Here is a 21,866-nt window from a genome sequence, read left to right on the forward strand (position 1 = left end):
GGTGCCAACCCCGCACAGCATTGCGAACGACGACTCGCCCCCGGGCATCGCCCCCGAGGGATGGTCGAGCTCCGCCATCGTGTCCGCGTAGCTGTGGTCGAAACGGACGGACGTCTCGATTGTGGCCCTCTTTTGCTCCTCGCTGCACATAGATCCTCCTGAACCCCGTTGGTCCAAGATCACCACCGCAGGCCCCCGCAGCCCCTTATGCGAAATGCTCCTAAGCTCCGATGATTCACGGGGCCTCCTTACAACTCGAAGTGGGGCCTGATGAGTGGAACGTAGCTTCAGGGCGCCCATCGCCGTGACATCTGGCTGCCGCTTGAGGGATCGGCTCTTGCAATGTGTACAAATATGGACAATAGTTCTTCTCGTCCAGCTGGCTATGCCCGGGAGAGCAATAATGGCCGATGAGATTTTGGCAGACAAGCCTTACTTCTATCCAAATGCAGGTTCGCTAAAGGCAGTAAAGGACCTGATAAAGACCATCGAAATAACGGCTGGGGATAGTAGCGCGACCACCTGTTCTGGCATAATGACAGCCAGGTTCGAGGCCGCACTCGCGGATATCGCCGCAGGCGGGGAACCGAGCTATGCCAAGTTTGCCTCTGAGCAGCCCGCGGTTGACTACCTTACCGAGAAGGTGCCTGCAGTCATCGTATGCCTGGCGCTTGTCGTTGGCGGTGCGATTGCAGGATTTCTCTGGCAGGCAATCCTCATCGCGGCATTCCTCTCCGCAGGAATTCACTTTACGATAGGGGTGGATAGCGAGCACATGGTGTCGGAAGGTAACCGCCTGCTCAATGAGCTTGACGACTCTATCTCATCGATTGATAGGACTCTCGAATCGCGTAAGACCAAAGGGACTCATAGGGACTTTCTAAAGACGCTGCGCTTGATGGCAATCGGTGCGAGAAACGAGCTTGCATCTGACCTCGAAGTCCGCACTCGTCAATAAGTTTCTCGGGCTTTTTGGAAACACCGCGATGGGAAGGACGGTACCTTTTGCCGCTTGAGAAGAACTCGAGTACACCTCTACATGTTCAGGTTGCCGACTTCATCCGTGAGAAGATTTACATGCGGGAGTGGGAGCCAAACAGCAAGATTCCGACAGAGTTCGAGCTCTGCGACATGCTCGGTGTTAGCCGTGGTTGCCTAAAGAACGGAATAAAAATACTGGTAGACGAGGGTCTTCTCGTTCAGTACCGCGGCCGTGGGACCTTTGTTACAGACCGAAAGATGATATCGCACCCCACGGGAAACACCCTCCTCTCGTTTGCGGAGTCGCTCAAGTCACAGGGAATCAGCTTCAAGACCAAGGAAATCGGTAGCGAGATTATCCCTGCCGACGCTTTCTTGGCAGGAAAGCTCTATATCAAAGAAGGGGATCCCGTCTTCTTCATGCGGCGAATCCGATATGTCGAAGGCAAGCCGATTATGTATATCGAGAATCGCATCAGGGCGAATGCAGTACCGGGAATCGGGAAGGTCGACTTCTCCCAAGAGACACTGTTCCAAGCGCTCGAGAAGCTGTCGGGGAAGAAGATAGGATTCTCCAACGCACGCTATTCCGCAGAGGTTGCCGGAGAGACCAAGGGCAAGGCTCTTGGGGTCGGCTCTGACTCGCCTGTCCTCCACCTTGAGCAGCACATTTTCTATGCGGACGATACGCCGGCAGAGTGGGGTAACGTGTGGCTTCAGGCCTATCGCTACGTGGTGGGGACAATTCTTCCCAGGGCTTGACTTCCGCTGGGGGCAAAATACCGACCGCTTATGGAAGACGCGATTTCAAATTTGGGCGACCGGAGAGGCTCCTTTGTCCATTGAGAGAGGATATCTTTTCTCTCTTGTCTGTCTCGCCGTGTGGCGGAATACGCCTACAGGCGCTCGACAGCCGTCATTTCCGCAGGTACTCAAAGTGAATTCGCAAGAAAATAATAATAAGCAAAAAATTGTCAAGTATAAAGCTGCAGAAATTTGTACAACTTCATTATACTTGCACAAATTTGTCTAGCTTTGTATATATGTTTGCGAGTAAGGCCATAGGCCATTTCCAAAAGGAGGAAATACATGCCGCTCGTGAACATGAACGATCTTCTTAAGATCGCAAAGAAGAACAAGCTTATGGTTCCCGCCTACAACTCCACCGATGTCCAGATGACTCTGGCAATCATGGATGCTTTCCAGCGTGCGGGAATGCCCGGAATTGTCCAGGTTGCGCCGACGAATGTGAAGCTCACTGGATATGAGTACATTGCTGAGACCACGAAAATAGCTGCCGAGCACTATGTGACTCCCTTTGCCCTGCATCTTGATCACGGTAAGACTCTCGACGATGTGCGTCAGGCTGTGGAAACGGGCTTCACCTCAGTGATGATTGACGGGGCTGCGTTGCCTTTCGAGGAGAACATTCGCTTCTCTCGTGAGGCCGTCGACTTTGCGCACTGCTATGGCGTGCCAGTTGAGGCCGAGCTTGGCGCACTCAAGGGCAAGGAAGATGATCACGTCAGCGAGGCTGATTGTCACACTGACCCTGCTCAGGTTGAGGAGTTCTGCGATCGGACAGGTTGCGATTCGCTTGCGGTCTCTATCGGGAACGTCCACGGGCTTCAGGAGAAGCCGAAGATTGACCTCAACGTTCTGGCGGAGATTTCCAAGGTCTCGCCTGTGCCGCTCGTCCTCCATGGAGGTTCAGGGATTCCGTTTGAGACAATCCGCGCCATGCGCCAGTACGGAATGATGAAGATCAACATCGCCAGCGACCTTCGCCAGACATACATTCGTGCCATTGCGAAGCGCTACGAGGAGAACCATGAGGAGGCAAATCTCGTCTCCGTTCTGATGGATGCGCGTAAGGCCGTCTCTGAGATGGCTTATGGCCTTGCAATTGAGATTAACAAGGACGTACTCATCGGTAAATTCGCAGAGCAAGTTGCCTAGCTGGTGCCGGCTCAGGCGTGTACGAGAATGGCGAGGGGAGGTTGTGATGGACGTTTCTATCGAACCAGAGGCAATTCACGCAAACCTGATTGCAACGGGCCAAGAGGAGTTGTTCTCCGAGATGGCTCAACCACTTGTACTTGCGGGAAAAGTTCATGATGACTTTGCGCGGCGCGTGATGGATCGCGAGAAGGCATTTCCGACGGGGCTTCCGTTTGAAAGCTTTGGTGTTGCGATACCGCACACAGATCCTGAACATGTTATTGAGCCGGCGGTTGCTGTTGCGACACTTGCGGAACCAGTGGAGTTCAGGGTTATGGGAGAGCCCAATCAAACGGTTTCGGTGACGCTTGCCTTCATGCTTGCCCTTAATGATGGGCATGCTCACCTCGAGTTTCTTCAAAAGGTCATCAAGCTGGCCCAGAATGCTGGCGGCGTTGAGAGGATGTTCTCTGCACGTGACGATCGGTCTTTGTTTGATCTGGTCAAGAGGTTCTTGACGTAACCAATTGGCCTGTAGGCAGTCTTGGGTCTACCCAAGGGGAGGAGAGGATTGGAAATGGCAAAGAAAAGGATTCTATTCGTATGTGCAACGGGAATTGCGACCTCAACGGTGGTTGAGGAAAAGGTCTGCGATTACCTGCGTGCGCAGGGAATCGATTTTGAGGCAGACCAGCGAAATGTCGGAAGCGTCCCCAGCATTGGTAACGACTTCGACCTTATCGTTGCCTCGACACAGGTTCCGTATGACATTGATGCGCCGGTTATCAGCGGACTTCCGTTCTTGACTGGCATTGGTGCCGACGAGACACTCGAGAAAATTAAGGACGTGTTGGCTAAATAGTCGTTCTTTGACGGTCTGAGGTGATGCACTTCATTGCCAAGACTTCGAATCCATTTATCGGGAATGGAGATGTTCCATGGATAGCGTGTATCAGGGCCTATATGACTTTGTTCAGTACTTCCTTGGGTTGGGTGCTATTGTCATGCTCCCAATCGTGATTTTTATCCTCGCCCTCTGCTTTAGGATCAAACCTTCGAAGGCGTTCAGGTCGGCGCTCGTGGTGGGCATCGGCTTCGTGGGCGTCTTCACCATCTTTAACCTCATGGGTGCTCAGGTTGGTCCTGCTGCGCAGGCTATCGTCCAGCGGACGGGCCTTGACCTCCCCGACGTGGACCTTGGATGGGCACCTCTATCCGCGATTACCTGGGGAACCGTGATTGCGCCCTTCGCCATCGTGCTCACGCTTGTGATTAACCTCGTGATGCTGGCGCTCAAGTGGACCAAGACGGTCGATATCGATATCTGGAACTATTGGCACTTCGCATTTGCCGGCGCCCTTGTGTATGTCGCGACGGGCAACTTCTTCCTCGGATTGCTTGGGTCTGCCATTGCCGCAGTCGTAGTTATCAAGATTGCCGACTGGTGCGCGCCCCTCACGCAGAAGTACTGCGGTCTGCCAGGCATCTCTCTGCCTACGCTCTCGAGTGCCGTGTTCTTCCCGATTGGCCTCTTGGGTAACTGGATTCTCGACAAGATTCCGGGAATCAACAAGCTGCAGGCAGACCCCGTCCACATTCAGAAGCGCTTTGGCATCTTTGGCGAGCCCATGATGGTCGGCTTCATGCTGGGTGTTCTGCTCGGCATCCTTGCTGGCTATGATTTCAAGGGCGTCCTTTCGCTTGCCATCTACCTCGCGGCTGTCATGTACATCCTCCCGCGCATGGTTCGAATTCTGATGGACGGCCTCATTCCCGTCTCCGATGGCGTGAAGGATTTTATGGCCAAGAGGTTCCCCGACCGCAAGGACTTCTACATTGGTCTTGATATTGCCGTCGCAATCGGCAATCCCGCGATCATCGCAACCGGTCTTCTCCTTACCCCCATTGCAATTCTGCTTGCCTTCATCGTTCCCGGCAACCAGACCCTTCCTGTTGCTGACCTGTCCAACCTTGCGGTGTTCTGCTCGATGATTGTTGTTGCATGCAACCAGAACATTATTCGTGCTGTCATCATCGCTATTCCTTGCCTCATTGGCGACCTGCTGATTTGCTCGGCCGCATCGCCTCTCATCACTCAGCTGGCGACTACCGTCGGTTACGACATGTCAGCTGCGGGCGGCGCAAACATCACTGCGTTCCTTGATGGTGGCAATCCGTTCCGCTATCTCATCTACCAGGTCTTCTCTGGTAACATCACGGCAATTGTCATCGCTGTTGTCGTTGCGGCACTTATGTTCCTTACCTACAAGCTCACATACGCTCAGACTCACCCGCAGGCTGAGGCCCGGGATTAGAATCGCTTATGTGGAAGGCGGGGGATACCTTTGGTGTTCCTCGCCTTCCGCTGGATGGCATATCTACAAGTGGAAAGTGAGGTGACGAGGATTGCCGTTCGCGATTGGCATCGACGTTGGGACTACAAACACGAAGGCAGCGCTCTTCGGGCTTCCCTCGTGCAACCCCATTCATATCGAAAGGATGCCAAGCCCGAGGATTATAGCGGGAGACAACACCGACTACGATATACGTGCACTCGTACGTGGAATTATGGATATGCTCTCCTCCTGTGTAGCATCAGCTGGAGAGTATGCCCGGGAGATCGAGTTCGTCTCCATTGCCAGCGTGGGTGAGTCGGGAGTGCTGGTGCGCTCCGATGGCACCTATTCCGATAAGTCCATCTTCTGGTATGACAATCGTGGCGAGTCGTATGCCGAGGAAGCGATATCGTCTGGGTATTCGAGCACTCTCTATCGAATCACGGGGATTCCAACTCACTCGAACTCGACCCTCTTCAAGATTCTCTGGATGCGTGAGCATGGTGCCAATCTGCAGGGCGCCACGTGGCTCACAATGGCTGACTTCGTTGCGTGGCTCCTATCTGGTCAGCTTGCTCAAGATCGCACCCTTGCATCAAGGACCTCTGCATACGACGTCCTGAACGACCGAATGTCGGTGGAAATCCTTGATCACTATGGCCTTCCTCGGCAGTTGTTTGCACCGCTTGAGGAGAGCGGGGCATCTCGTGGCCGGGTCCGGAGCAAGGTCAGTCAAAGGACAGGCCTCCCAAAGGAATGCATGGTGTGCGTTTCCGGCCATGACCATATGTCCGGTGCCGCTGTGTGCAATCTCCGGGTGGGTACGGAGGCCTTGAACTCGACTGGCACGTCGGAGGGTCTTCTTCTTCTGAATGCTCGGCCATCGCTTACTGATTCTTCGATGGAGCGGCAGATTACCAATGGGCGCTACGTAGAGACATCCTTGTTCACGTCGTATGCCTCAGTGCCTTCCGCAGGACTATCGTTTGAATGGTCGCTAAAGACCCTTGGGTATGAGCCGGATGACTATTACAAGGAAAGCTTGCCCAAGCTCTACGAGTCATACCTCGAGGGGGAGTTCGATGACACTCGAGTACTGTTCGTGCCGCATTTGAGGGGCAGTGGCCCTCCGTACAGAGATGCGGGATCTCGCGCACTCTTCTATGGCATGAGGGATGCGACGGATCGAGATGAGCTTGTTTTTGCAACGCACTCTGGTACTACCATGGAGTTCGCACGGCTCTGCGACTGTATGACGGACGGCAAGGGGCTGGGTGAGGATGTGTGCGTGAAGGTGATAGGGCCTGCCGCTAGAAATCCACTCTGGATGCAGCTCAAGGCCGACTTGCTCGGCATCCCTTTTGTTGCGTGCGATGTGGTGGAGGCGGTGTCACGCGGTGCCGTGATAGTTGCTGCACGCAAGAACGGCATTGACGTCGATCCACAGTTCTCCACGACTGCCTACCAGCCGAGCCCAGAACGTCACGACATCCTCGACGCTGGGCTCCATGAGTCCTATATTCCGCTTTGTGATTCCATCGCCAGGTTCGAGCGGCACCACATTGATTAGGGCTTTGCCTCGGTTGGATGTAGATCCTGGTCGGGGTGATTCGTGTAGCTGTTAGGCGAGGTCGTGTAGTTGGGAACAGGAATACCCTGAGATTAATTGCGTGGAGCGCCGCTTCCACCGCACTAAGCGAACCGCTTCGAGCGTGCGCCTGCTGGCACGGCTCTGGTGGCCCAGGTCCAGGCAGGCAGAACGGGACTCAACATCTAGGTCGCCAGCGTGGGCGTTCTCTGCGAGCCGCAGTTCAAGCCGCCGATAGAGAACCATGCGGTTTTCCGAGCATACCGCATGGGGCAGACGAGGAAGGTCTTTGTCTGCCGGCCCCTCTGTACCGACACCATCGACGAGAGGATCATGTGGATCCAGGCGGACAAGCGGCGAATCTTCGACACCTTTCTCGACATTTCCTCGCCATCTTCATTCACGATGCCGAAAACGCTAGGCAATGCTGCACGATTAGAACATCAAACATGCAAAGGCAAGAGAAGCGGCGTGTCTTACGGGCTTGCCGCAAGGTGTAGGTGGTGCCTCCCGCGCTCTCACAGACACCTTAACTGGTATTACCACTCACTGACCAATGCATGCATTTCGCGGCGCAAGCTCACCTCGATTTGCGTGACGCCGATACGATTCTGGCTGGATATGACGACATGACGATGAGGGGCACCTATGGCACAGTCAATCGAATTGCCGCTGGATATGAGGCTAAGGGTAGCTGAGCAGTCAATGGCCCCCAAGTACTACATCGTCAAGCGCACAATCATTAGGAAGATCGAGAAGGAGGAGTACAGGGAAAACGAGCTCATTCCCTCCGAGCGCGAGCTTACAGAGCTTTTCGGGGTAAGCAGGATAACGGTGCGACGGGCAGTTGACGAGCTCGTCGGCGAGAACTACCTCTACCGCATTCAGGGCAAAGGGACATACGTTAAGTCGCACAAGATTCAGCAGAACCTCGTCTCCATAACAAGCTGCACGCAGGACGTTATCAACCTCGGCATGACACCTAGGCGGCGTGTTGTCTCTGCATCAACGGAGATTGCCGACCAGAAGCGCAGGCGCCTCTTGGACCTTGGCGAGAATGACCGAGTTTTCCGGCTCGAGAGGGTTTACTTCGCAGACGATGACCCTCTGAACCACACGATTGCCTATCTTCCGTACAAGCTGTTTCCAGGCATCGACGCGCATGACTTCTCGAAGGAGTCCCTCTACGCGGTTCTCGAGTCGCAGTATGACTGCCAGATAACCACGGCAACGAGGACGATCGAGGCAATCCTGGCAGAGGGAGAGATTGCGCGCTATCTGCAGGTCGTTTCGGGAACTCCAATCCTCCACTTCGAATGCGTTACCAGGGGAAAGGTCCACGGAAGGGAATGTCCCATCGAGTACTTCAGATGCTGCTACCGGAGTGACAAGTTCAAGTTCTATATCAACCAAGTGATGGATGGGGGAGATGCAGCCAGGGGGAGTCTATAGGAGCACGTGCAAGGTGGGTTTGGTGGATAGGGGAGGAGAAAGGCCATGCAAAACCTCATAGGAAGGAAGATGTCGCGTCGTTCGTTCTTCGGTACCTCAGCAGCGGTGGCTGCCATCTTGGGCCTCTCGGCCTGTGGCGGCTCGAGTGCGTCCGACTCGGGTTCCGCCGACAGTGGTGCCGAGAACAAGAAAAGGCGCATTGCAGTTCTCTGCGACGATGCGGGCAAGAATGACAACGGCTACAACCAGGCTGCCGTCGAGGGCGCCCAGAGGGTTGGAGAGGACAAGGGCTGGGAGGTCAAGATTGTCGAGCCGACCAATGGCGTGCCCGATGCGCTCGAGTCCCTCGGTGAGGGTGGCTATGACATCGTGTTTAACATGGCATACGACTTCGATGCCCTGATCAATGGTGTGGGCGGCGCCGAGCCTCTTGCCAGTCAGTATCCTGACACCGAGTGGGTGATCTTCAACGACAACCCGAACGTGAGCGATGATGGCTCCGTTAAGCACAAGAATGTCATCGCGGTCCTCTACGACCTCAACGAGTCCTCCTTCCTTGCCGGTGCGCTTTCCGTCCTTGTGAACGAGAACGCGGCAACCCTGTTCAAGGGTGGCGACTACGGCTTCACTGACCCCAGTACCACGCGTGCATGCGGCTTCATCGGTGGCACGAACTCCGCAGGTATCGTTGTCTTCTCCTACGGCTACATCACGGGCATCAACTACGAGGCACAGAAGCTTGGCGTCACATACGACTACTATGCCAAGTACGACGCCGGCTTTACCGATTCCGCTGGCGGCGCTACCGTCGCAGGTACCTACTACAGCAATGGCGCAAACGTTGTCTTTGGTTGCGCGGGTAGCGTGGGTGATGGCGTTACGTCCAAGGCAAAGGAGGTTGGCAAGCTTGCCATTCAAGTTGATGGCAACAAAGATGACCAGCAGCCTGGCTATGTCCTCACCTCCGTGCTCAAGAATACGAACGTCCCCGTCCAGACCATTTGCGACGCGCTGGATGATGGGTCCCTCTCCTCGATGGACAACCTGCAGGATTACTCGCTCGCCTCTGGCGCGACGGGCCTAACGGATTGTACCGGGATTCAGAAGGCCATCACCACCGATGAGGGCAAGGCCAAGTGGAACGAGATCTGGTCCGAGATTGAGGACCTCAAGGGCAGGGTTGGCACTGAGATCAAGGTTGTCAACGCCCAGAACGGCGAGGAGTTCGATCATTCGACCTGCCAGAACGTGAACATCAAGTAATTGCTTGCCGCGGGACGGCGCAACGCGTGGCTTTCGTCCCGCGGCCCTTCCCCTGCTTCCCGGATAGGTGGTGCACTCGTGGGAAACATAATCGAGACGGTTGGTCTCACAAAGATGTTCGGGGACTTCACTGCCAACGACCACATTGATCTTGCGGTTAGAGAGAACGAGATCAAGTGCATCGTCGGTGAGAACGGTGCGGGCAAGTCGACGCTCATGAACATGTTGTATGGCATACTGCAGCCTACCAGCGGAAAGATTCTCCTGAGAGGGGAGGAGGCCACGTTTCGGTCTCCTGCAGACGCCATCTCACATGGGCTTGGCATGGTACACCAGCACTTCAAGCTCGTTCCAAGCCTCAAGGTGCATGAGAATGTACTTCTCGGCGCAGAGATCCTTCGTAAGGGGACGCGTCTCATCGACACCCAAGAGGAGATCAGGGTCGTCTCGGAGCTCATCGAAAAGTATAAGTTCGACCTCGATGCCTGCGCGAAGGTGGAGGACATCTCGGTTGGATCTAGGCAGTGCGTCGAGATTCTCAAGATGCTCTACAGAGACGTTGACATCCTCATCATGGATGAGCCGACTGCAGTTCTCACTCCCCAAGAGGTGGACAAGCTCTTCGATAGCCTGAGGGAGTTGCAGCGCCAGGGTAAGACCATCATCGTCATTACCCACAAGCTTCGCGAGGTTATGGAGCTTTCGGATTCTGTCACCGTCATCAAGCATGGCAGGGTCGTTGGTTCCTTGATGACGAGGGACACCTCACAGGAGCAGCTCGCCCAGATGATGGTGGGGCGTGAGGTCATCCTTACTGTTCATAATGACGAGACGCCATCATCGTTGGGTGAGGCCTGCTTCTCGGTCAGGGACCTCTCCACCATCGATGAGTACGGTAAGGAGGTTCTCCATGGCGTTTCCTTTGATGTGCATCGAGGTGAGATTCTGGGTATCGCCGGTGTCGAGGGGAACGGTCAGACTGAGCTCATCAAGGTGCTTACGGGGCTTATGACCGCAACGTCAGGAAGCGTAATCCTCGATGGCGGGGACATCACTAACCAGTGGCCCGACAGCTTGCGTGCCGAAGGGATGGCAATCATTCCAGAAGATCGCTTCGAGGATGGCCTCTGCTCGACAATGAGTGTCGCAGACAACTGCATAGCCGGCCACCATGGCGACCCGACCATCTGCAAGCATGGGCTTATGGACAGGAAGGCAATGCTTGCGAGAAGAGACTTGCTTCTCAAAAAGTACGACATCCGCGTCGGTGATATCGAAGGCCCCGTTGGCGCCCTGTCTGGAGGAAACGCCCAGAAGGTCATCATCGCCCGAGAGTTGGGGTCGTCTCCGCAGTTTCTCATCGCATGCCAGCCAACGAGAGGCGTGGACATTGGTGCTACGGAGTCCATCCACGAGGAGATTCTGAGGTTCCGGAAGGCTGGCAACGCCGTTCTCCTGATCTCCAGCGAGCTCACAGAGATTCTTGGGCTCTCAGACAGGATCATCGTCATGTGCAAGGGACAAATCACCGGCGAGGTGTCACCGAAGGAAACGACAAGCACGGAACTCGGCCTGCTCATGGCTGGCATCAAGCAGAGGGAAGGCGAGGAAGTTGAAGGCTAGAACCGTTGGCATGCGCATCCTCAACTCGCTTGTCCCCGTCCTTCTCGCGTTCCTTGTGGGTGGAGTGGCGATTGCCTGCCTTGGCGAGAATCCCCCTGAGACCTACTGGATTCTCATCAGCAAGTCTCTCCTGACCCCCAAGGGCTTCCTCACCACCCTGCATTACGCGGCCCCGCTTATCCTCACGGGTCTTGCCATCGCAGTGAACTTCAAGGCAGGCATCTACAACATGGGTGTCGAGGGATCAGTGCTTCTCGGCGGCTTCTTTGCCGGCATCGTGGGGGCGTATCTTCCCGGTACGTTGGATCCCACGGTGCTCAAGCTGCTGTGCCTTCTTGTGGGCGTGGCTTGCGGCATGCTCTACGTGGTGGTGCCGGCCCTGCTCAAGGCATACTTCCACGTGGACGAGATGGTCGTCACCCTCATGCTCAACTATGCCCTGGCAAAGGTGCTCGAATTTCTCGCCACTGGAGTCTTTCGCGACCAGGGGGCTGGCTACGTCTGCACCCCCACGGTTAGCGATGGCGCCATGTTCCAGCGAATTACAAGCGCGAAGCTTACGCCGTTCTTCTTCATCTCTCTCGCTGCTTTCGTCGTGATGTTCCTTGTGATGAATCGTTCCAAACTTGGTTTCGAGATTACGGCAATGGGCAAGAACGTCGAGTTCGCAGATGCCATGGGCATGAGGGTACGAAAGAAGATCGTTGTCCTCATGCTCATCTCTGGTGCCCTCGCAGGCCTTGCCGGAGCAGGTTACATGCTCTCTGACCAGTATCACTACACACTTTCCTTCTCGGGTGACCCGGGCCTTGGCTGGGACGGCATGCTCATTGCCCTGCTTGGCAACCACTCTCCAGTGGGAATTCTCATCGCCGCCGTCTTCTACGCAGCGCTTAAGACGGGTGCGGACAACATCAACCTCTACTCCTCCGTTCCAAAAGAGATCGTCACCGTCATCCAGGGGCTCATCATCCTGTTCCTTGCGGTGAAGCTTATCGATGAGCGCCTTAGCCTTGGGGACCGCGTGAAGAGGCGCATCTCTCACGGGGGTTCGAAGGCACAGGGTACGGTCAGCGTGACGCAAGGCAATGGCACAAGGGAGGCATAGAGATGGATCTGCTGGCGAACATCCTGTATGACACCGTCTACCACGCGACGCCAATCATCCTCTGCGTCATCGGCGGCGTATTCGCCTACCAGGCAAACGTTCTGAACATCGCACTCGAAGGCATGATGGGTATTGGGGCGTTTGCGTCGACCCTTACCGTTTACTTCACTGACAACCTGCTTCTCGGTTTCATTGCGGGAGTAGCGGCGGCGCTCGTGTTCGGAGTCATATTCTCCGTCATGGGGGTGACGCTCAAGGGAAACGTCATCATCATTGGCGTTGCCCTTAACTTGCTCGTGACCGCAATAGCTGGGTTCGTCATGGTGAGGATGAACGTGGCGAACATCTCCCTCCCAAACCTCAATGCTTCTGACCTCCAGATTGTAATACCGGGGGTAGACTCGGCTCCCATCCTGGGTCCAATCGTCTCCGGCCACCCAATCCTGACGTACGTCTCATTCATTGGCATTTGGCTTATGTGGGTCCTCTCGTATCGGACGAGGTTTGGTACGTATGTCAGGGTCGTCGGCGAGAATGAGGACGCTGCAAAGTCTCTGGGCCTGAAGACGGATCTCTACAAGATCGTGGGAATCCTCATTGGTGCAGCGACCTGCGGACTTGCGGGAATCAACCTCTCCACCGAGCGGATGGGGCTCTACACCAACAACATGACCGCCGGCAGGGGCTTTGTGGCTATCGCTGCCATCTACTGTGGGCGAGGGGATCCGCTCAAGTCCTCCCTGTACGCGATGCTCTTTGGATTCGCGCGTTCGCTCTCTATCAACCTTGCCATCTACGCTGGTCCTGCTTCGGGCCTCTTCGACGTCATCCCCTATGTGATCATGGTCGTCGTGCTGCTCTTCGTGCAGATCTCGAAGCGTCGCAACGTCCGCACGAGGGGATTTGCAAATGGCTGATAACGCATCGCGCAAGCACGAGAGCGCGCTGCTCGTGGTAGACATGCTGAGGGATTTCACGGACCCCAATGGCTTGGTCTATTACCCCCAGAACCGCGTCATCCTCCCACGGGTAAAACGGGTTGTTGGCATATGTCGAAGCGCGGGGATTCCGATAGTGTTCCTCAAGCACTTCAACAGGGCTGGCAAGGTGGACGAGAAGGCGGCCGCCATGAGGCCGAACTGCATTGAGGGTACATGGGGTGACGAGATCGACCCCATGCTTGAGGTTGACCAGAGCGACTACGTCATCAAGAAGCGTCGCTACTCTGGCTTCTTTGGCACGGATCTGGACCTCGTTCTCCGTGAGAACAAGGTTCGTAACGTGGTTGTCGTTGGAACGAAGACCAACTGCTGCATCCGGGCAACCGTTACCGATGCCTTCTACCTCGACTACAACCCCATCGTCGTGCGGGAGTGCGTGGCAACCGACTCGGATGTCGTGAACGACGTCCACCTCGAGGACATACGCAAGTACCTGGGTGAGGTCGTTGGCATGGACGAGCTGTTCTCGCGAATCGAGAGGGGTGAGCTTTGATGAGAGGCGGAGTCGTGCTCACATCGGGATACGTGAGCATGGACCATATGATTGAGATTTCGACACCAGCGCGTGTCGGGTACACGTCAGTCATCACGAACAGCACCTGTACCAAGACGTACTACGGAGGGTGCTCCGTGAACATAGCTTATGCACTCTCCAAGCTCGGCGTTCCGGCAAAGCCCATCCTCAGGGTCGGTGACGACTGGGAGGAAAATGGCCTCCGTGCGTTCCTCGAGAGTGCCGGTGTGGGCACGGACGCCATACACGTGATTCCAGGAGAGGCAACCTCGGCCAGCTACCTCATTCAGGACTCCGATGGCCAGCACATTTGCTGCTATTATCCGGGGCCCATGTCCGCCGAGTTCTTTCGACCCCTTCCGGACGAGCTTTTCGACAACGTGGCCCTAGGGGTGGTAACGGTTGCCTCGCTTAGGGATAACGAGGAGTTCTATGAGAAGTGCAGGGCCCATGGTGTCCCCATCGCGTTTGGGATGAAGGCGGACGAGACGGCGTTCCCGCGCGGTTTTCTCGGCAAGCTCCTCTGCCACTCGGAGATCGTCTTCATGAACGAGTCCGAGCGTCGCTGCATCGAGAGGATGTTCGGGCTCTCGAGCATTGAGGGCATGCTCTCCGATGAGGTCCATACCATCGTTACGACATATGGCTCGAGGGGCTCTGCATGGTGTCACCGCACGTCGAGTGGGGAAATCGAACAGGACTCGGTGGGCGTGGTCCCGTGTCCTAGGGTTGTTGATGCCACAGGTGGTGGAGACGCATATATGAGTGGCTTCATATATGGGTGGATGCATGGGAAAGACCTGTCGGAATGCTGTCGCCTTGGCGCGACGCTCTCCTCCTTCGTACTAGAGGCATACGGCTGCTGTGACTCTGCTCCCAATGAGCATGAGCTTCTCGGCAGGCTTGAGAAGAGCCGCGAGTCAATTGGAAGGATGAGTGACTAGCCTTGGCAACGCTGTACCTTGGTGCCGACAAGAGCACCGTGGCACCGAACGTGATCTTCTCGGGGGACCCCTGGAGAGTCGAGGTGCTTAAGCGTTACCTCGACAATCCAACCCACGTGGCATTCAACAGGGAGTTCAACACGTATACAGGCACGTACCATGGCATTCCCATCACGGTGAGCTCAACGGGAATAGGGGCTCCCTCGGCAGCCATCGCGGTTGAGGAGATGCATGAGGCCGGCATGAGGGTTGCCGTCCGTATGGGTACCTCGATGTCACTTCAGGATGACATGCTGGGACACTTCATCATCCCAGCGGCGGTGATGAGACGTGAGGGCACAAGTGACACTTACGTAGAGCGTGGCTATCCCGCGGTTGCCGACATCGAACTCGTGAATGCCATGAATCGGACGGTTGTCGATCATGGGTGTCGCTACCTCAACGGAATCGCTTGCAGCATGGATGGCTTCTACACCCAGATGCATGACTCCAAGCTCTCTCTTGAGCAGGGGAGGGACATCTCCTCGACCTTCGATGAGATGAGAAGGCTGCGCGTATGCGCGATAGACATGGAGTCGAGCTGCATCCTCACGGTTTCTCGCCTCATGGGAGTCAGGGCCTGCGTTGTGACCCTGGCAACGGTTCTGGAGAACTTGAAGGACAGCCTCAAGGGGGACGAGAGGGTGTCTGCAGAGGACCTGCTCTGCCGCGTTGCGCTCGAGGGTCTTGCACGCTTTGCAGGATCGGGGCATTAGGAGCCCATACATAGTAGTTTTCAACAGGAAGGGATGGTAGAGATGAAAGACATCAAAGACGTTATCAAGGTTCGCGGGGGATTTGTTATCGGCATGGTGCACTGCCTCCCGCTACCAGGGTCGCCTGCCTACCAGTGGGACGTGAGCAAGATCATGGGGCAGGCGGTCGAGGATGCTCGTACTCTTGAGCGAGGCGGAGTCGACGCGGTGATAGTAGAGAACACCAACGACAACCCGTTCACCGAGCTTATCTCCAAGACGCAGGTTGCCGCTTTGTCTGCAGCGACTGCGCTGGTGAGGCAGGCAGTTAATATCCCCGTTGGCGTGGATGCGTCCTTCAATGATTTCGAGGCGGGGCTAGGCGTCGCGGTTGCCAACGACTGCCACTTCATTCGCGTCCCCGTCTTCGTCGATACCGTGGTGAACTGGTGCGGCGTAGTTGGCCCCTGCGCCTACGAGGTGGTAGACATGCGCAAGCGCCTCGATGCCGAGGACGTGATGCTGCTGTGCGACGTCCAGGTAAAGCACAGCAACATGCTTCAGCCGCAGGTCCCCATCGAGGAGAGCGCGAAGAACGCTGCCGCTGCCGGCGCTGATGCAATCATCGTTACGGGAACAACCACAGGCGAGGAGACGCCAATCGACATGATCGAGCGCGTCAAGAAGGTGGTCAATGTCCCCGTTATGGCAGGTTCAGGCATCAATCCGGTGGATGTTTGCGAGCAGTTCAAGATCGCTGACGGTGCCATTGTGGGTTCTGCGTTCAAGAGAGGTGGGCTCACGACCAACCCCGTCGAATACAAGCTCGTGAGGAAGCTCATGGAGCCACTCGGCAGGTAGACGAACGTTACTGGCAGGATGGATAGAGAAGCAGGACGATACTGTTGGATGAAAGGCGGATTGACAGCAATGATGAGGCCGATGAAGCTAGCGGGCAGTGAACTCATGTTTGGTGAGGGGTGCCTTGAGTACATCAAGACGTCTGTCCACTGCAAGAAGGCATTCATTGTCATTGGCGGACATGCCGTCGAGGAGAACGGCTCGCTCGCCAAGGTCGAGGGGTACTTCCACGACGGAGGTGCGGAGACCTTCGTTTTCAGGGGCGTCGAACCCGACCCTCACTTCTCAACGGTACGCAGGGGTGCCCAGAGCATGCTCGAGCAGAAGCCCGACATGATTTGCGCTTTGGGCGGCGGCTCCGTGATGGACGCAGCCAAGACGATGTGGGTCATGTATGAACGCCCCGAGCTCAAGGAGCTCGATCAGATTCTGCACACGAAACCCCTTCCCAAGCTTCGGGAGAAGGCTCGCTTTATTTGCATCCCCACTACTTCGGGCACTGCGTCAGAGGTATCCCGCTCTGTTGTCGTTACGGATGATGAGAAGGGCCGCAAGCATGGTATTGGCGACATGGAGATGATGCCGGATATCGCTATTTGTGACCCTGATGTGACAAAGAGCATGCCGCAGCATGTCACTGCCGAGACAGGCATGGACGCCCTTACCCACGCTGTCGAGGCGCTTGTCTCCAACAGGGCCAACTATGTTGCCGACATCCTCGCCACGGCAGCGGCGAAGGACATCGTCAAGTGGCTTCCCCGCGCCTACGAGAACGGTGACGACATACAGGCCCGTGAGATGATGTGCGACGCTTCCATGACTGCGGGCCTCGCTTTCACGAACGTGTCGCTTGGCATTGACCACTCGATGGCACAGACCATCGGCGGATTCTTCCCCATCGCTCACGGCCGCATCTGCGCAATCCTACTGCCTTATACCATCGATTGGAACAGCAGAAGCGACTACGCCAAGGAGCGCTATTCCAAGCTTGCCGCAGAGATGGGCGCTTCGTATGGGCTTGCACAGCTGGTACGCGACCTCAATACGCGCTTGGGAATTCCCGACACTGTCAAGGGTGCAGGCATTGACGAGGGGGTCTATATGGCCAACCTCCAAGAAATGGCGGAGACATCGCTGCATGACGGGTGCACCAAGACAAACCCTGTCATCCCCACCGTTTCCGAGTTCGCAGAACTTCTCAAGAAGGCTTATTACGGCGCATAGCACCACGGTGCCTTGGACGTATCATCAATGTGGCCGCAAGGAGGCAATCGGATGAAGTTGATTCTCTACCTCTCGAACGGATATCCAACCATCGAGAACAGCATAGAAATGGCAAAGACGTATGTGGATGCCGGCTGTGACATGATAGAGATGGACTTTCCCAGCCGTGACCCCTTCCTCGAAGGTGACTTCATCGCAGGTAGGATGGCGAAGGCCCTTGAGAACGAGTCGAACTACGACAAGTACATGGAGGGGATGGCGAAGGCCCATACCCTCCTCCCAGATACGAAGTTCATCATCATGGCCTACGAGAACACCATTCGAGAGATTGGTGTGCCTCGTTTTACGAAGTTCTGCTCTGATAACGGCTTCGAGGACATTATTCTCGTCGGGCCCGATGGGGACACGATAAAGAACGGGCTGATTGGGGCCGGACTCAAGGTTAGCTGCTATGTGCAATTCAATCTTCCCGAAGAGGAGGTTAGGCAAGCGCTCGAGTCCAACGGCTTCACGTACATGCAGGCGGTTCCCACCCCCGGACAGGCTACACCCGAACACCCGACACTTAAGTCGTGCATCGATTATCTTCGCGGTCGAGGATTGAAGAGCCCGATTTACTGTGGGGTAGGGGTTCATGCTCCAGACGATGCCCAGATGGTGAAGGATGCCGGTGGCGACGGCATCTTCGTAGGGTCGACGATTCTCAAGCTCCATGGGGACAGACCTGTGCTCGTCAGCAAGATTCGCGAGTTTAAGGCGGAGTGCTAATGCTCCTTAGATTCTCCTGTTAGCATGCCCCCCGTTGGCGTGGCCCCTGCAAGATTGAACTGCCTCCCATCTCTTGGACACGAGAAATGGGAGGCCTCTTCATGGCTGGAAACGCTCTTTGCGATGTCGCACTCAGGATGCGCGCCGCCGAGCTGTACGACGAGGGGCGCGGACGCGCCTCGGTCGCGGCCCTGCTGGGTGTTCCGGAGGAAACCGTGAGACAATGGCTTTCGGCTTACGAATCCGTTGGCATCGAGGCCCTTGCACTGATGGGTGCTAGGAAGACGGCCTGCCCGTTCGAGACGAAGGCCGCCGCCGTCAGGGCGGTCGTGGGCGGGGGCATGACGGAGCCAGGGGCGATGGCGAGGTTCGGGATCTGCTCGCCCAGCGCGTTCAAGAGGTGGCTGAGGGCCTACCGGGGGGGCGCCGGGGCGCCCGGGCCCAAGCCGAAGGGCGGGCCGCCCGGGCCCAAGCCGAGACCCGCACGGCCCACGCGCGAGCAGGGGCCAGGGCGCCGCGTGCAGAGGCTCGGGGCGGAGAGAACGCCCACCTGAAAAAATCGATGGCCCCGAAGGCGGGGGAGCGCCCTCGAACCGCGAGAGGGCCGCGGCCGCGAGCGGGCCTTCGGGGCGACACCCCCTCGCCGGCCTGCTGGAATGCGCAGGATTGGCGAGATCGAGCTGCCACTACGCGCCGTCCCACCCGAAGGGTCCCACGAGGCCCGGGCCCTGGGGGGCCGCGGGAGAGATCCTCTCGCGCACGGCCGACGGCCGCGGGCACCGGCAGGTGGCCACGTGCCTGCGCGCCGGGCGGGGCGCGGCCATCGCCGGCAAGACGGTGCCCGAGACGACGCGCGGGACGGGCATAAGCCGCGGGATCCGCCGGGAGACCGACTGCCACAGGCTCAACACGTACGGGGGCAAGGCCGGCGAGACGTCCGAGAGCGTCATCGGGCGTGGCTTCCGGGCGGGCGCGCCGTGGGAGGAGGCGGGCACCGACGCCACCGAGCCCAAGCGGCCGTGGGGCAAGGCCCGCTTCGCGCCGACCTGCGACTTCGGCAGCAAGGAGACCGTCGCCTGGCCCACGTCGCCGCGCCCCGACATGGCCCAGCAGCCCGAGCCGCTGGGCCAGCTCCCGGCGAAGAGGCCGGAGGGCTCCGCCCCGATGCCCCATTCCGACATGGGCTGGCAGTACCAGCACGCTTCCCGGTGCGGACGCCTGCGGGCAGCCGGCATCGTCCAGAGCATGCCCAGGAAGGGCAACCGCATCGGCAACGGCGCGACGGAGCAGGCGTTCGGCCATCTTAAGGACGAGTCCTTCCGGAACCAGACGTGGCCAAGCTTCGAGGAGTTCAGGCGGGACCTCGACGCATACGTCGTCCACTGGAACGCTAGGAGGAGATAGGTCAGACTGGAGGGCTGACCCCGGAGGAGTTCCGGGATCAGTCCCTAGGCGCGGCCCAGGCCGCTTATTAGCCCGTCCAAGAATCGGGATGCAGTTCACGAGGTGCGGGGGCCACGTTTTTTGTATGGCGCATGGCATGGATCCTGACTTTTGCAGTTGAAGAGGCCGTTTTACCTGTGCTTACCGGGAAAACGGCCTCTTTTTCACTTGTATATTTTCTGTAGTGTTACAGGGCCTTCCAGCGCACCTCGCGCCCCTTCTTGAAAAGCCCCCTGATGTCGCCGGTGCGCATGAACTTCCTGGGGGCCTCTTCGCCGATCAGCGCGAATAGCCCGTCCGTGAGGTCGGTGCGGTGGTCGAAGAGCCACCACTCCGCGTCGACCGAGCTGCACTCCAGCGCCCTCATGTCCTCCAGTATCGCGCCCGCTGAGTAGCGGTTGCCCAGCGCGTGCTCGATCAGCCGCTCTATGACCAGTGCCAGGTAGCAGGTGAGGAAGTGGGCCTGGATGTGCTCCGGCGTCCAGACGTACACCGGCCTTGCCCCCAGGTGCGACTTCGTGACCTTGAAGGCCTCCTCGATCCTCCACAGCTCGCGGTAGGTGTCGACCACCCTCGCCGGCTCCCAGCCGGTCTCCGAGGTGACTATGCAGCAGTGGCCGTCGCAGGCGGCGTCGGCCTCGATGGCGGCGTAGTCGAGCTCCGGGGCCTTGGCGCACTCGACGACCTCGCCGGTGGCGGCGTCGAACCCCACGTTGCGCACGTACTTGGCGGCGCCCAGGTGCGTGGCGCGGGTGCACCTCCCCGGGTTGGCGACGAGCTGGCGCGACTTCTCCAGCACCCTCTCCCTCTCGTGACGGGCGCGCTCGGCGTACTTTCGCGACCAGAAGGCCACGACCTGCACGTCCACCTCGACGGAGTGCCCGCGCCCGTCGGCGGAGTCCTCCCTGGGGACCCTTATGGTCTTGGTGTCCTGCCGGGACTTCATCTTGAAGGTGCCGTTTGCGCTGGGGGAGTAGCCCCTGTCCGATATGACCCACTCGCGAAGCTCCCTGCGGCCCTTGGTGCCGCGTATGGACTGGCTGAACACGAAGCCGTCGCCGCGCGCCACGGTGGCGATTACGTTCTTCGAGCAGTTCATGCCCTTGTCGGCCACGGTGACCACCCGGCCCATGCCCGCCGCCCTCCTGGCCTCGGGCAGCGCGTCGACCAGGGTGTCGCCGTCGTGCACGTTGCCGGGGAATATGCGGAAGTCCACCGGCACGCCGTTGGCGTCCTGCATGAGCCCCATCTGCACGATGGGGTTGGGGCGGCGCTCCTTGGAGACGCCCTTGCGGCGCGGCTCGTCGCCGTCGCTCTCGAAGTAGTAGTTCGTGCAGTCGTAGTAGCCGCAGCTCAAGTCGCGTATGCCCGCGGCGGCGATGGACGAGTTCGCCTTCGACACTATGGCGCCCGACATCCTGGCGATCTCCGTGAGCCCGCGGTAGACGTCGGACTCGGACAGGTCGCATCGGTAGAAATGGCGGCCCGAGCTCTCCCACGCCGCCCTCTTGGAGCCCGGCGCCAGCAGCCTCTCCATCACCAGCAGCCTCAGCAGCGCGATCATGACGAAGCCCGTCCTCCTGCCCCGCATGTTGGACCTGACGGCGGCCTCTACCCCGAGGGCGCCGTAGTACGCCATCGGCACGGCGTCGCCCGCCGCCATGCGGTTGGTCCTGCGCTTGTCCACCCTCTGCAGGGGGTGGACGGTGATCGTCTGCGGCCCCTCCGCCGCCAGCCTCTCGGCGTCCATCGCCGCCACGACCTCGGCGAAGTGCGCGACCGGGTCGTCGAACTCCGCCTCGAGCGCGTCGACGTAGCCGAAGGTCTCCACGGTGCGCTGCCTCACGCGCCCGGTCTCGGGGTCGCGGTAGCCCTGCACGGCGGACAGGCTCACCCTGCCGCTCCTGCTCGGCGTCTTCTTCAGGTACATGCGGAAACCGCCTCTCACCTGCGGGAACATGTGCTTCGCATTATACACCGCGTAACACAACGTAACAAGATAAATACTTAAAATTTGACATAAAAAATGCCCATCTAGCTGGGCAAGGGGTGGGAGGTCAGACTAGGGCAACTGCAAAACTACGG

The 21,866-nt window shown here is 57.8% G+C and carries 21 protein-coding genes; 20 read left to right on the plus strand and 1 reads right to left on the minus strand.

The features are described 5' to 3' along the window. Positions 1-403: 403 nt before the first annotated feature. The 20 genes from E0E00_RS13415 to E0E00_RS13510 all read left to right on the plus strand — a co-directional run bounded on the left by E0E00_RS13415 (position 404) and on the right by E0E00_RS13510 (position 19,742). Positions 404-958 (plus strand): hypothetical protein, encoded by a 555-nt coding sequence (locus tag E0E00_RS13415; protein WP_130813036.1) that lies wholly within the window; start codon positions 404-406, stop codon positions 956-958. Positions 959-1,005: 47 nt separating this feature from the next. Next, the gene (locus tag E0E00_RS13420; protein WP_242622281.1) at positions 1,006-1,743 is read left to right on the plus strand and encodes a GntR family transcriptional regulator; all 738 of its coding nucleotides are present in this window, start codon (positions 1,006-1,008) and stop codon (positions 1,741-1,743) included. A gap of 327 nt (positions 1,744-2,070) precedes the next feature. After that, the gene (locus E0E00_RS13425; RefSeq protein WP_130813037.1) at positions 2,071-2,940 is read left to right on the plus strand and encodes a class II aldolase; all 870 of its coding nucleotides are present in this window, start codon (positions 2,071-2,073) and stop codon (positions 2,938-2,940) included. Between the two features lie 46 nt (positions 2,941-2,986). Then, positions 2,987-3,445 carry a PTS sugar transporter subunit IIA gene (locus tag E0E00_RS13430; protein WP_165443709.1) on the plus strand — a complete coding sequence of 153 codons (459 nt, stop codon included), beginning with the start codon at positions 2,987-2,989 and terminating at the stop codon, positions 3,443-3,445. 54 nt (positions 3,446-3,499) lie between these two features. Next, the gene (locus E0E00_RS13435) at positions 3,500-3,784 is read left to right on the plus strand and encodes a PTS sugar transporter subunit IIB (RefSeq protein ID WP_130813039.1); all 285 of its coding nucleotides are present in this window, start codon (positions 3,500-3,502) and stop codon (positions 3,782-3,784) included. A 76-nt stretch (positions 3,785-3,860) separates the two neighbouring features. After that, on the plus strand, positions 3,861-5,237 hold the full coding sequence (locus E0E00_RS13440; protein WP_130813040.1) for a PTS galactitol transporter subunit IIC: 1,377 nt from the start codon (positions 3,861-3,863) through the stop codon (positions 5,235-5,237). Between the two features lie 91 nt (positions 5,238-5,328). Next, a complete protein-coding gene (locus E0E00_RS13445) occupies positions 5,329-6,828 on the plus strand; it encodes an L-fuculokinase (protein WP_130813041.1) in 1,500 nt (499 codons plus the stop codon). Between the two features lie 666 nt (positions 6,829-7,494). Beyond that, positions 7,495-8,298 carry a GntR family transcriptional regulator gene (locus E0E00_RS13450; protein WP_130813042.1) on the plus strand — a complete coding sequence of 268 codons (804 nt, stop codon included), beginning with the start codon at positions 7,495-7,497 and terminating at the stop codon, positions 8,296-8,298. 45 nt (positions 8,299-8,343) lie between these two features. Beyond that, positions 8,344-9,561: a BMP family ABC transporter substrate-binding protein gene (locus E0E00_RS13455; RefSeq protein WP_130813043.1), complete on the plus strand. Its 1,218-nt coding sequence runs from the start codon at positions 8,344-8,346 to the stop codon at positions 9,559-9,561. A 78-nt stretch (positions 9,562-9,639) separates the two neighbouring features. Next, positions 9,640-11,184 carry an ABC transporter ATP-binding protein gene (locus tag E0E00_RS13460; protein WP_207302770.1) on the plus strand — a complete coding sequence of 515 codons (1,545 nt, stop codon included), beginning with the start codon at positions 9,640-9,642 and terminating at the stop codon, positions 11,182-11,184. Further along, complete coding sequence (locus E0E00_RS13465) at positions 11,174-12,292, plus strand: ABC transporter permease (RefSeq protein WP_207302771.1); 1,119 nt, start codon at positions 11,174-11,176, stop codon at positions 12,290-12,292. The genes E0E00_RS13460 and E0E00_RS13465 overlap by 11 nt, the downstream gene beginning before the upstream one ends. A 2-nt stretch (positions 12,293-12,294) precedes the next feature. Continuing rightward, a complete protein-coding gene (locus E0E00_RS13470; RefSeq protein WP_130813044.1) occupies positions 12,295-13,209 on the plus strand; it encodes an ABC transporter permease in 915 nt (304 codons plus the stop codon). After that, positions 13,202-13,786, plus strand: a complete 585-nt coding sequence (locus E0E00_RS13475) for a cysteine hydrolase family protein (protein ID WP_130813045.1) — start codon at positions 13,202-13,204, stop codon at positions 13,784-13,786. The genes E0E00_RS13470 and E0E00_RS13475 overlap by 8 nt, the downstream gene beginning before the upstream one ends. Before the next feature lie 14 nt (positions 13,787-13,800). Continuing rightward, positions 13,801-14,751, plus strand: coding sequence for a carbohydrate kinase family protein (locus E0E00_RS13480; protein ID WP_242622282.1), 951 nt, complete (start codon positions 13,801-13,803; stop codon positions 14,749-14,751). A gap of 2 nt (positions 14,752-14,753) precedes the next feature. Next, the gene (locus E0E00_RS13485) at positions 14,754-15,506 is read left to right on the plus strand and encodes a nucleoside phosphorylase (RefSeq protein WP_130813047.1); all 753 of its coding nucleotides are present in this window, start codon (positions 14,754-14,756) and stop codon (positions 15,504-15,506) included. 42 nt (positions 15,507-15,548) lie between these two features. Beyond that, a complete protein-coding gene (locus E0E00_RS13490) occupies positions 15,549-16,346 on the plus strand; it encodes a BtpA/SgcQ family protein (protein WP_130813048.1) in 798 nt (265 codons plus the stop codon). A gap of 81 nt (positions 16,347-16,427) precedes the next feature. Then, a complete protein-coding gene (locus E0E00_RS13495; protein WP_242622283.1) occupies positions 16,428-17,570 on the plus strand; it encodes an iron-containing alcohol dehydrogenase in 1,143 nt (380 codons plus the stop codon). Positions 17,571-17,621: 51 nt separating this feature from the next. Beyond that, positions 17,622-18,338: a tryptophan synthase subunit alpha gene (locus tag E0E00_RS13500; protein ID WP_130813050.1), complete on the plus strand. Its 717-nt coding sequence runs from the start codon at positions 17,622-17,624 to the stop codon at positions 18,336-18,338. Between the two features lie 101 nt (positions 18,339-18,439). Continuing rightward, the gene (locus E0E00_RS13505) at positions 18,440-18,892 is read left to right on the plus strand and encodes a helix-turn-helix domain-containing protein (protein ID WP_207302772.1); all 453 of its coding nucleotides are present in this window, start codon (positions 18,440-18,442) and stop codon (positions 18,890-18,892) included. Between the two features lie 112 nt (positions 18,893-19,004). After that, complete coding sequence (locus E0E00_RS13510; RefSeq protein ID WP_207302773.1) at positions 19,005-19,742, plus strand: IS3 family transposase; 738 nt, start codon at positions 19,005-19,007, stop codon at positions 19,740-19,742. A gap of 226 nt (positions 19,743-19,968) precedes the next feature. Here E0E00_RS13510 and E0E00_RS13515 read toward each other — a convergent pair whose 3' ends face one another. Next, the gene (locus tag E0E00_RS13515) at positions 19,969-21,711 is read right to left on the minus strand and encodes an IS1634 family transposase (RefSeq protein ID WP_165443710.1); all 1,743 of its coding nucleotides are present in this window, start codon (positions 21,709-21,711) and stop codon (positions 19,969-19,971) included. Positions 21,712-21,866: the final 155 nt, after the last annotated feature.

This window comes from Olsenella sp. Marseille-P4559 (assembly GCF_900605015.1).
Lineage (GTDB): Bacteria > Actinomycetota > Coriobacteriia > Coriobacteriales > Atopobiaceae > Tractidigestivibacter.

Coding starts and splice junctions, on each gene's coding strand:
- E0E00_RS13415 (WP_130813036.1), top strand. CDS start 404: ATGGCCGATGAGATTTTGGCAGACAAGCCTTACTTCTATCCAAATGCA.
- E0E00_RS13425 (WP_130813037.1), top strand. CDS start 2,071: ATGCCGCTCGTGAACATGAACGATCTTCTTAAGATCGCAAAGAAGAAC.
- E0E00_RS13430 (WP_165443709.1), top strand. CDS start 2,987: ATGGACGTTTCTATCGAACCAGAGGCAATTCACGCAAACCTGATTGCA.
- E0E00_RS13435 (WP_130813039.1), top strand. CDS start 3,500: ATGGCAAAGAAAAGGATTCTATTCGTATGTGCAACGGGAATTGCGACC.
- E0E00_RS13440 (WP_130813040.1), top strand. CDS start 3,861: ATGGATAGCGTGTATCAGGGCCTATATGACTTTGTTCAGTACTTCCTT.
- E0E00_RS13450 (WP_130813042.1), top strand. CDS start 7,495: ATGGCACAGTCAATCGAATTGCCGCTGGATATGAGGCTAAGGGTAGCT.
- E0E00_RS13455 (WP_130813043.1), top strand. CDS start 8,344: ATGCAAAACCTCATAGGAAGGAAGATGTCGCGTCGTTCGTTCTTCGGT.
- E0E00_RS13470 (WP_130813044.1), top strand. CDS start 12,295: ATGGATCTGCTGGCGAACATCCTGTATGACACCGTCTACCACGCGACG.
- E0E00_RS13475 (WP_130813045.1), top strand. CDS start 13,202: ATGGCTGATAACGCATCGCGCAAGCACGAGAGCGCGCTGCTCGTGGTA.
- E0E00_RS13490 (WP_130813048.1), top strand. CDS start 15,549: ATGAAAGACATCAAAGACGTTATCAAGGTTCGCGGGGGATTTGTTATC.
- E0E00_RS13495 (WP_242622283.1), top strand. CDS start 16,428: ATGAAGCTAGCGGGCAGTGAACTCATGTTTGGTGAGGGGTGCCTTGAG.
- E0E00_RS13500 (WP_130813050.1), top strand. CDS start 17,622: ATGAAGTTGATTCTCTACCTCTCGAACGGATATCCAACCATCGAGAAC.
- E0E00_RS13505 (WP_207302772.1), top strand. CDS start 18,440: ATGGCTGGAAACGCTCTTTGCGATGTCGCACTCAGGATGCGCGCCGCC.
- E0E00_RS13515 (WP_165443710.1), bottom strand. CDS start 21,711: ATGTACCTGAAGAAGACGCCGAGCAGGAGCGGCAGGGTGAGCCTGTCC.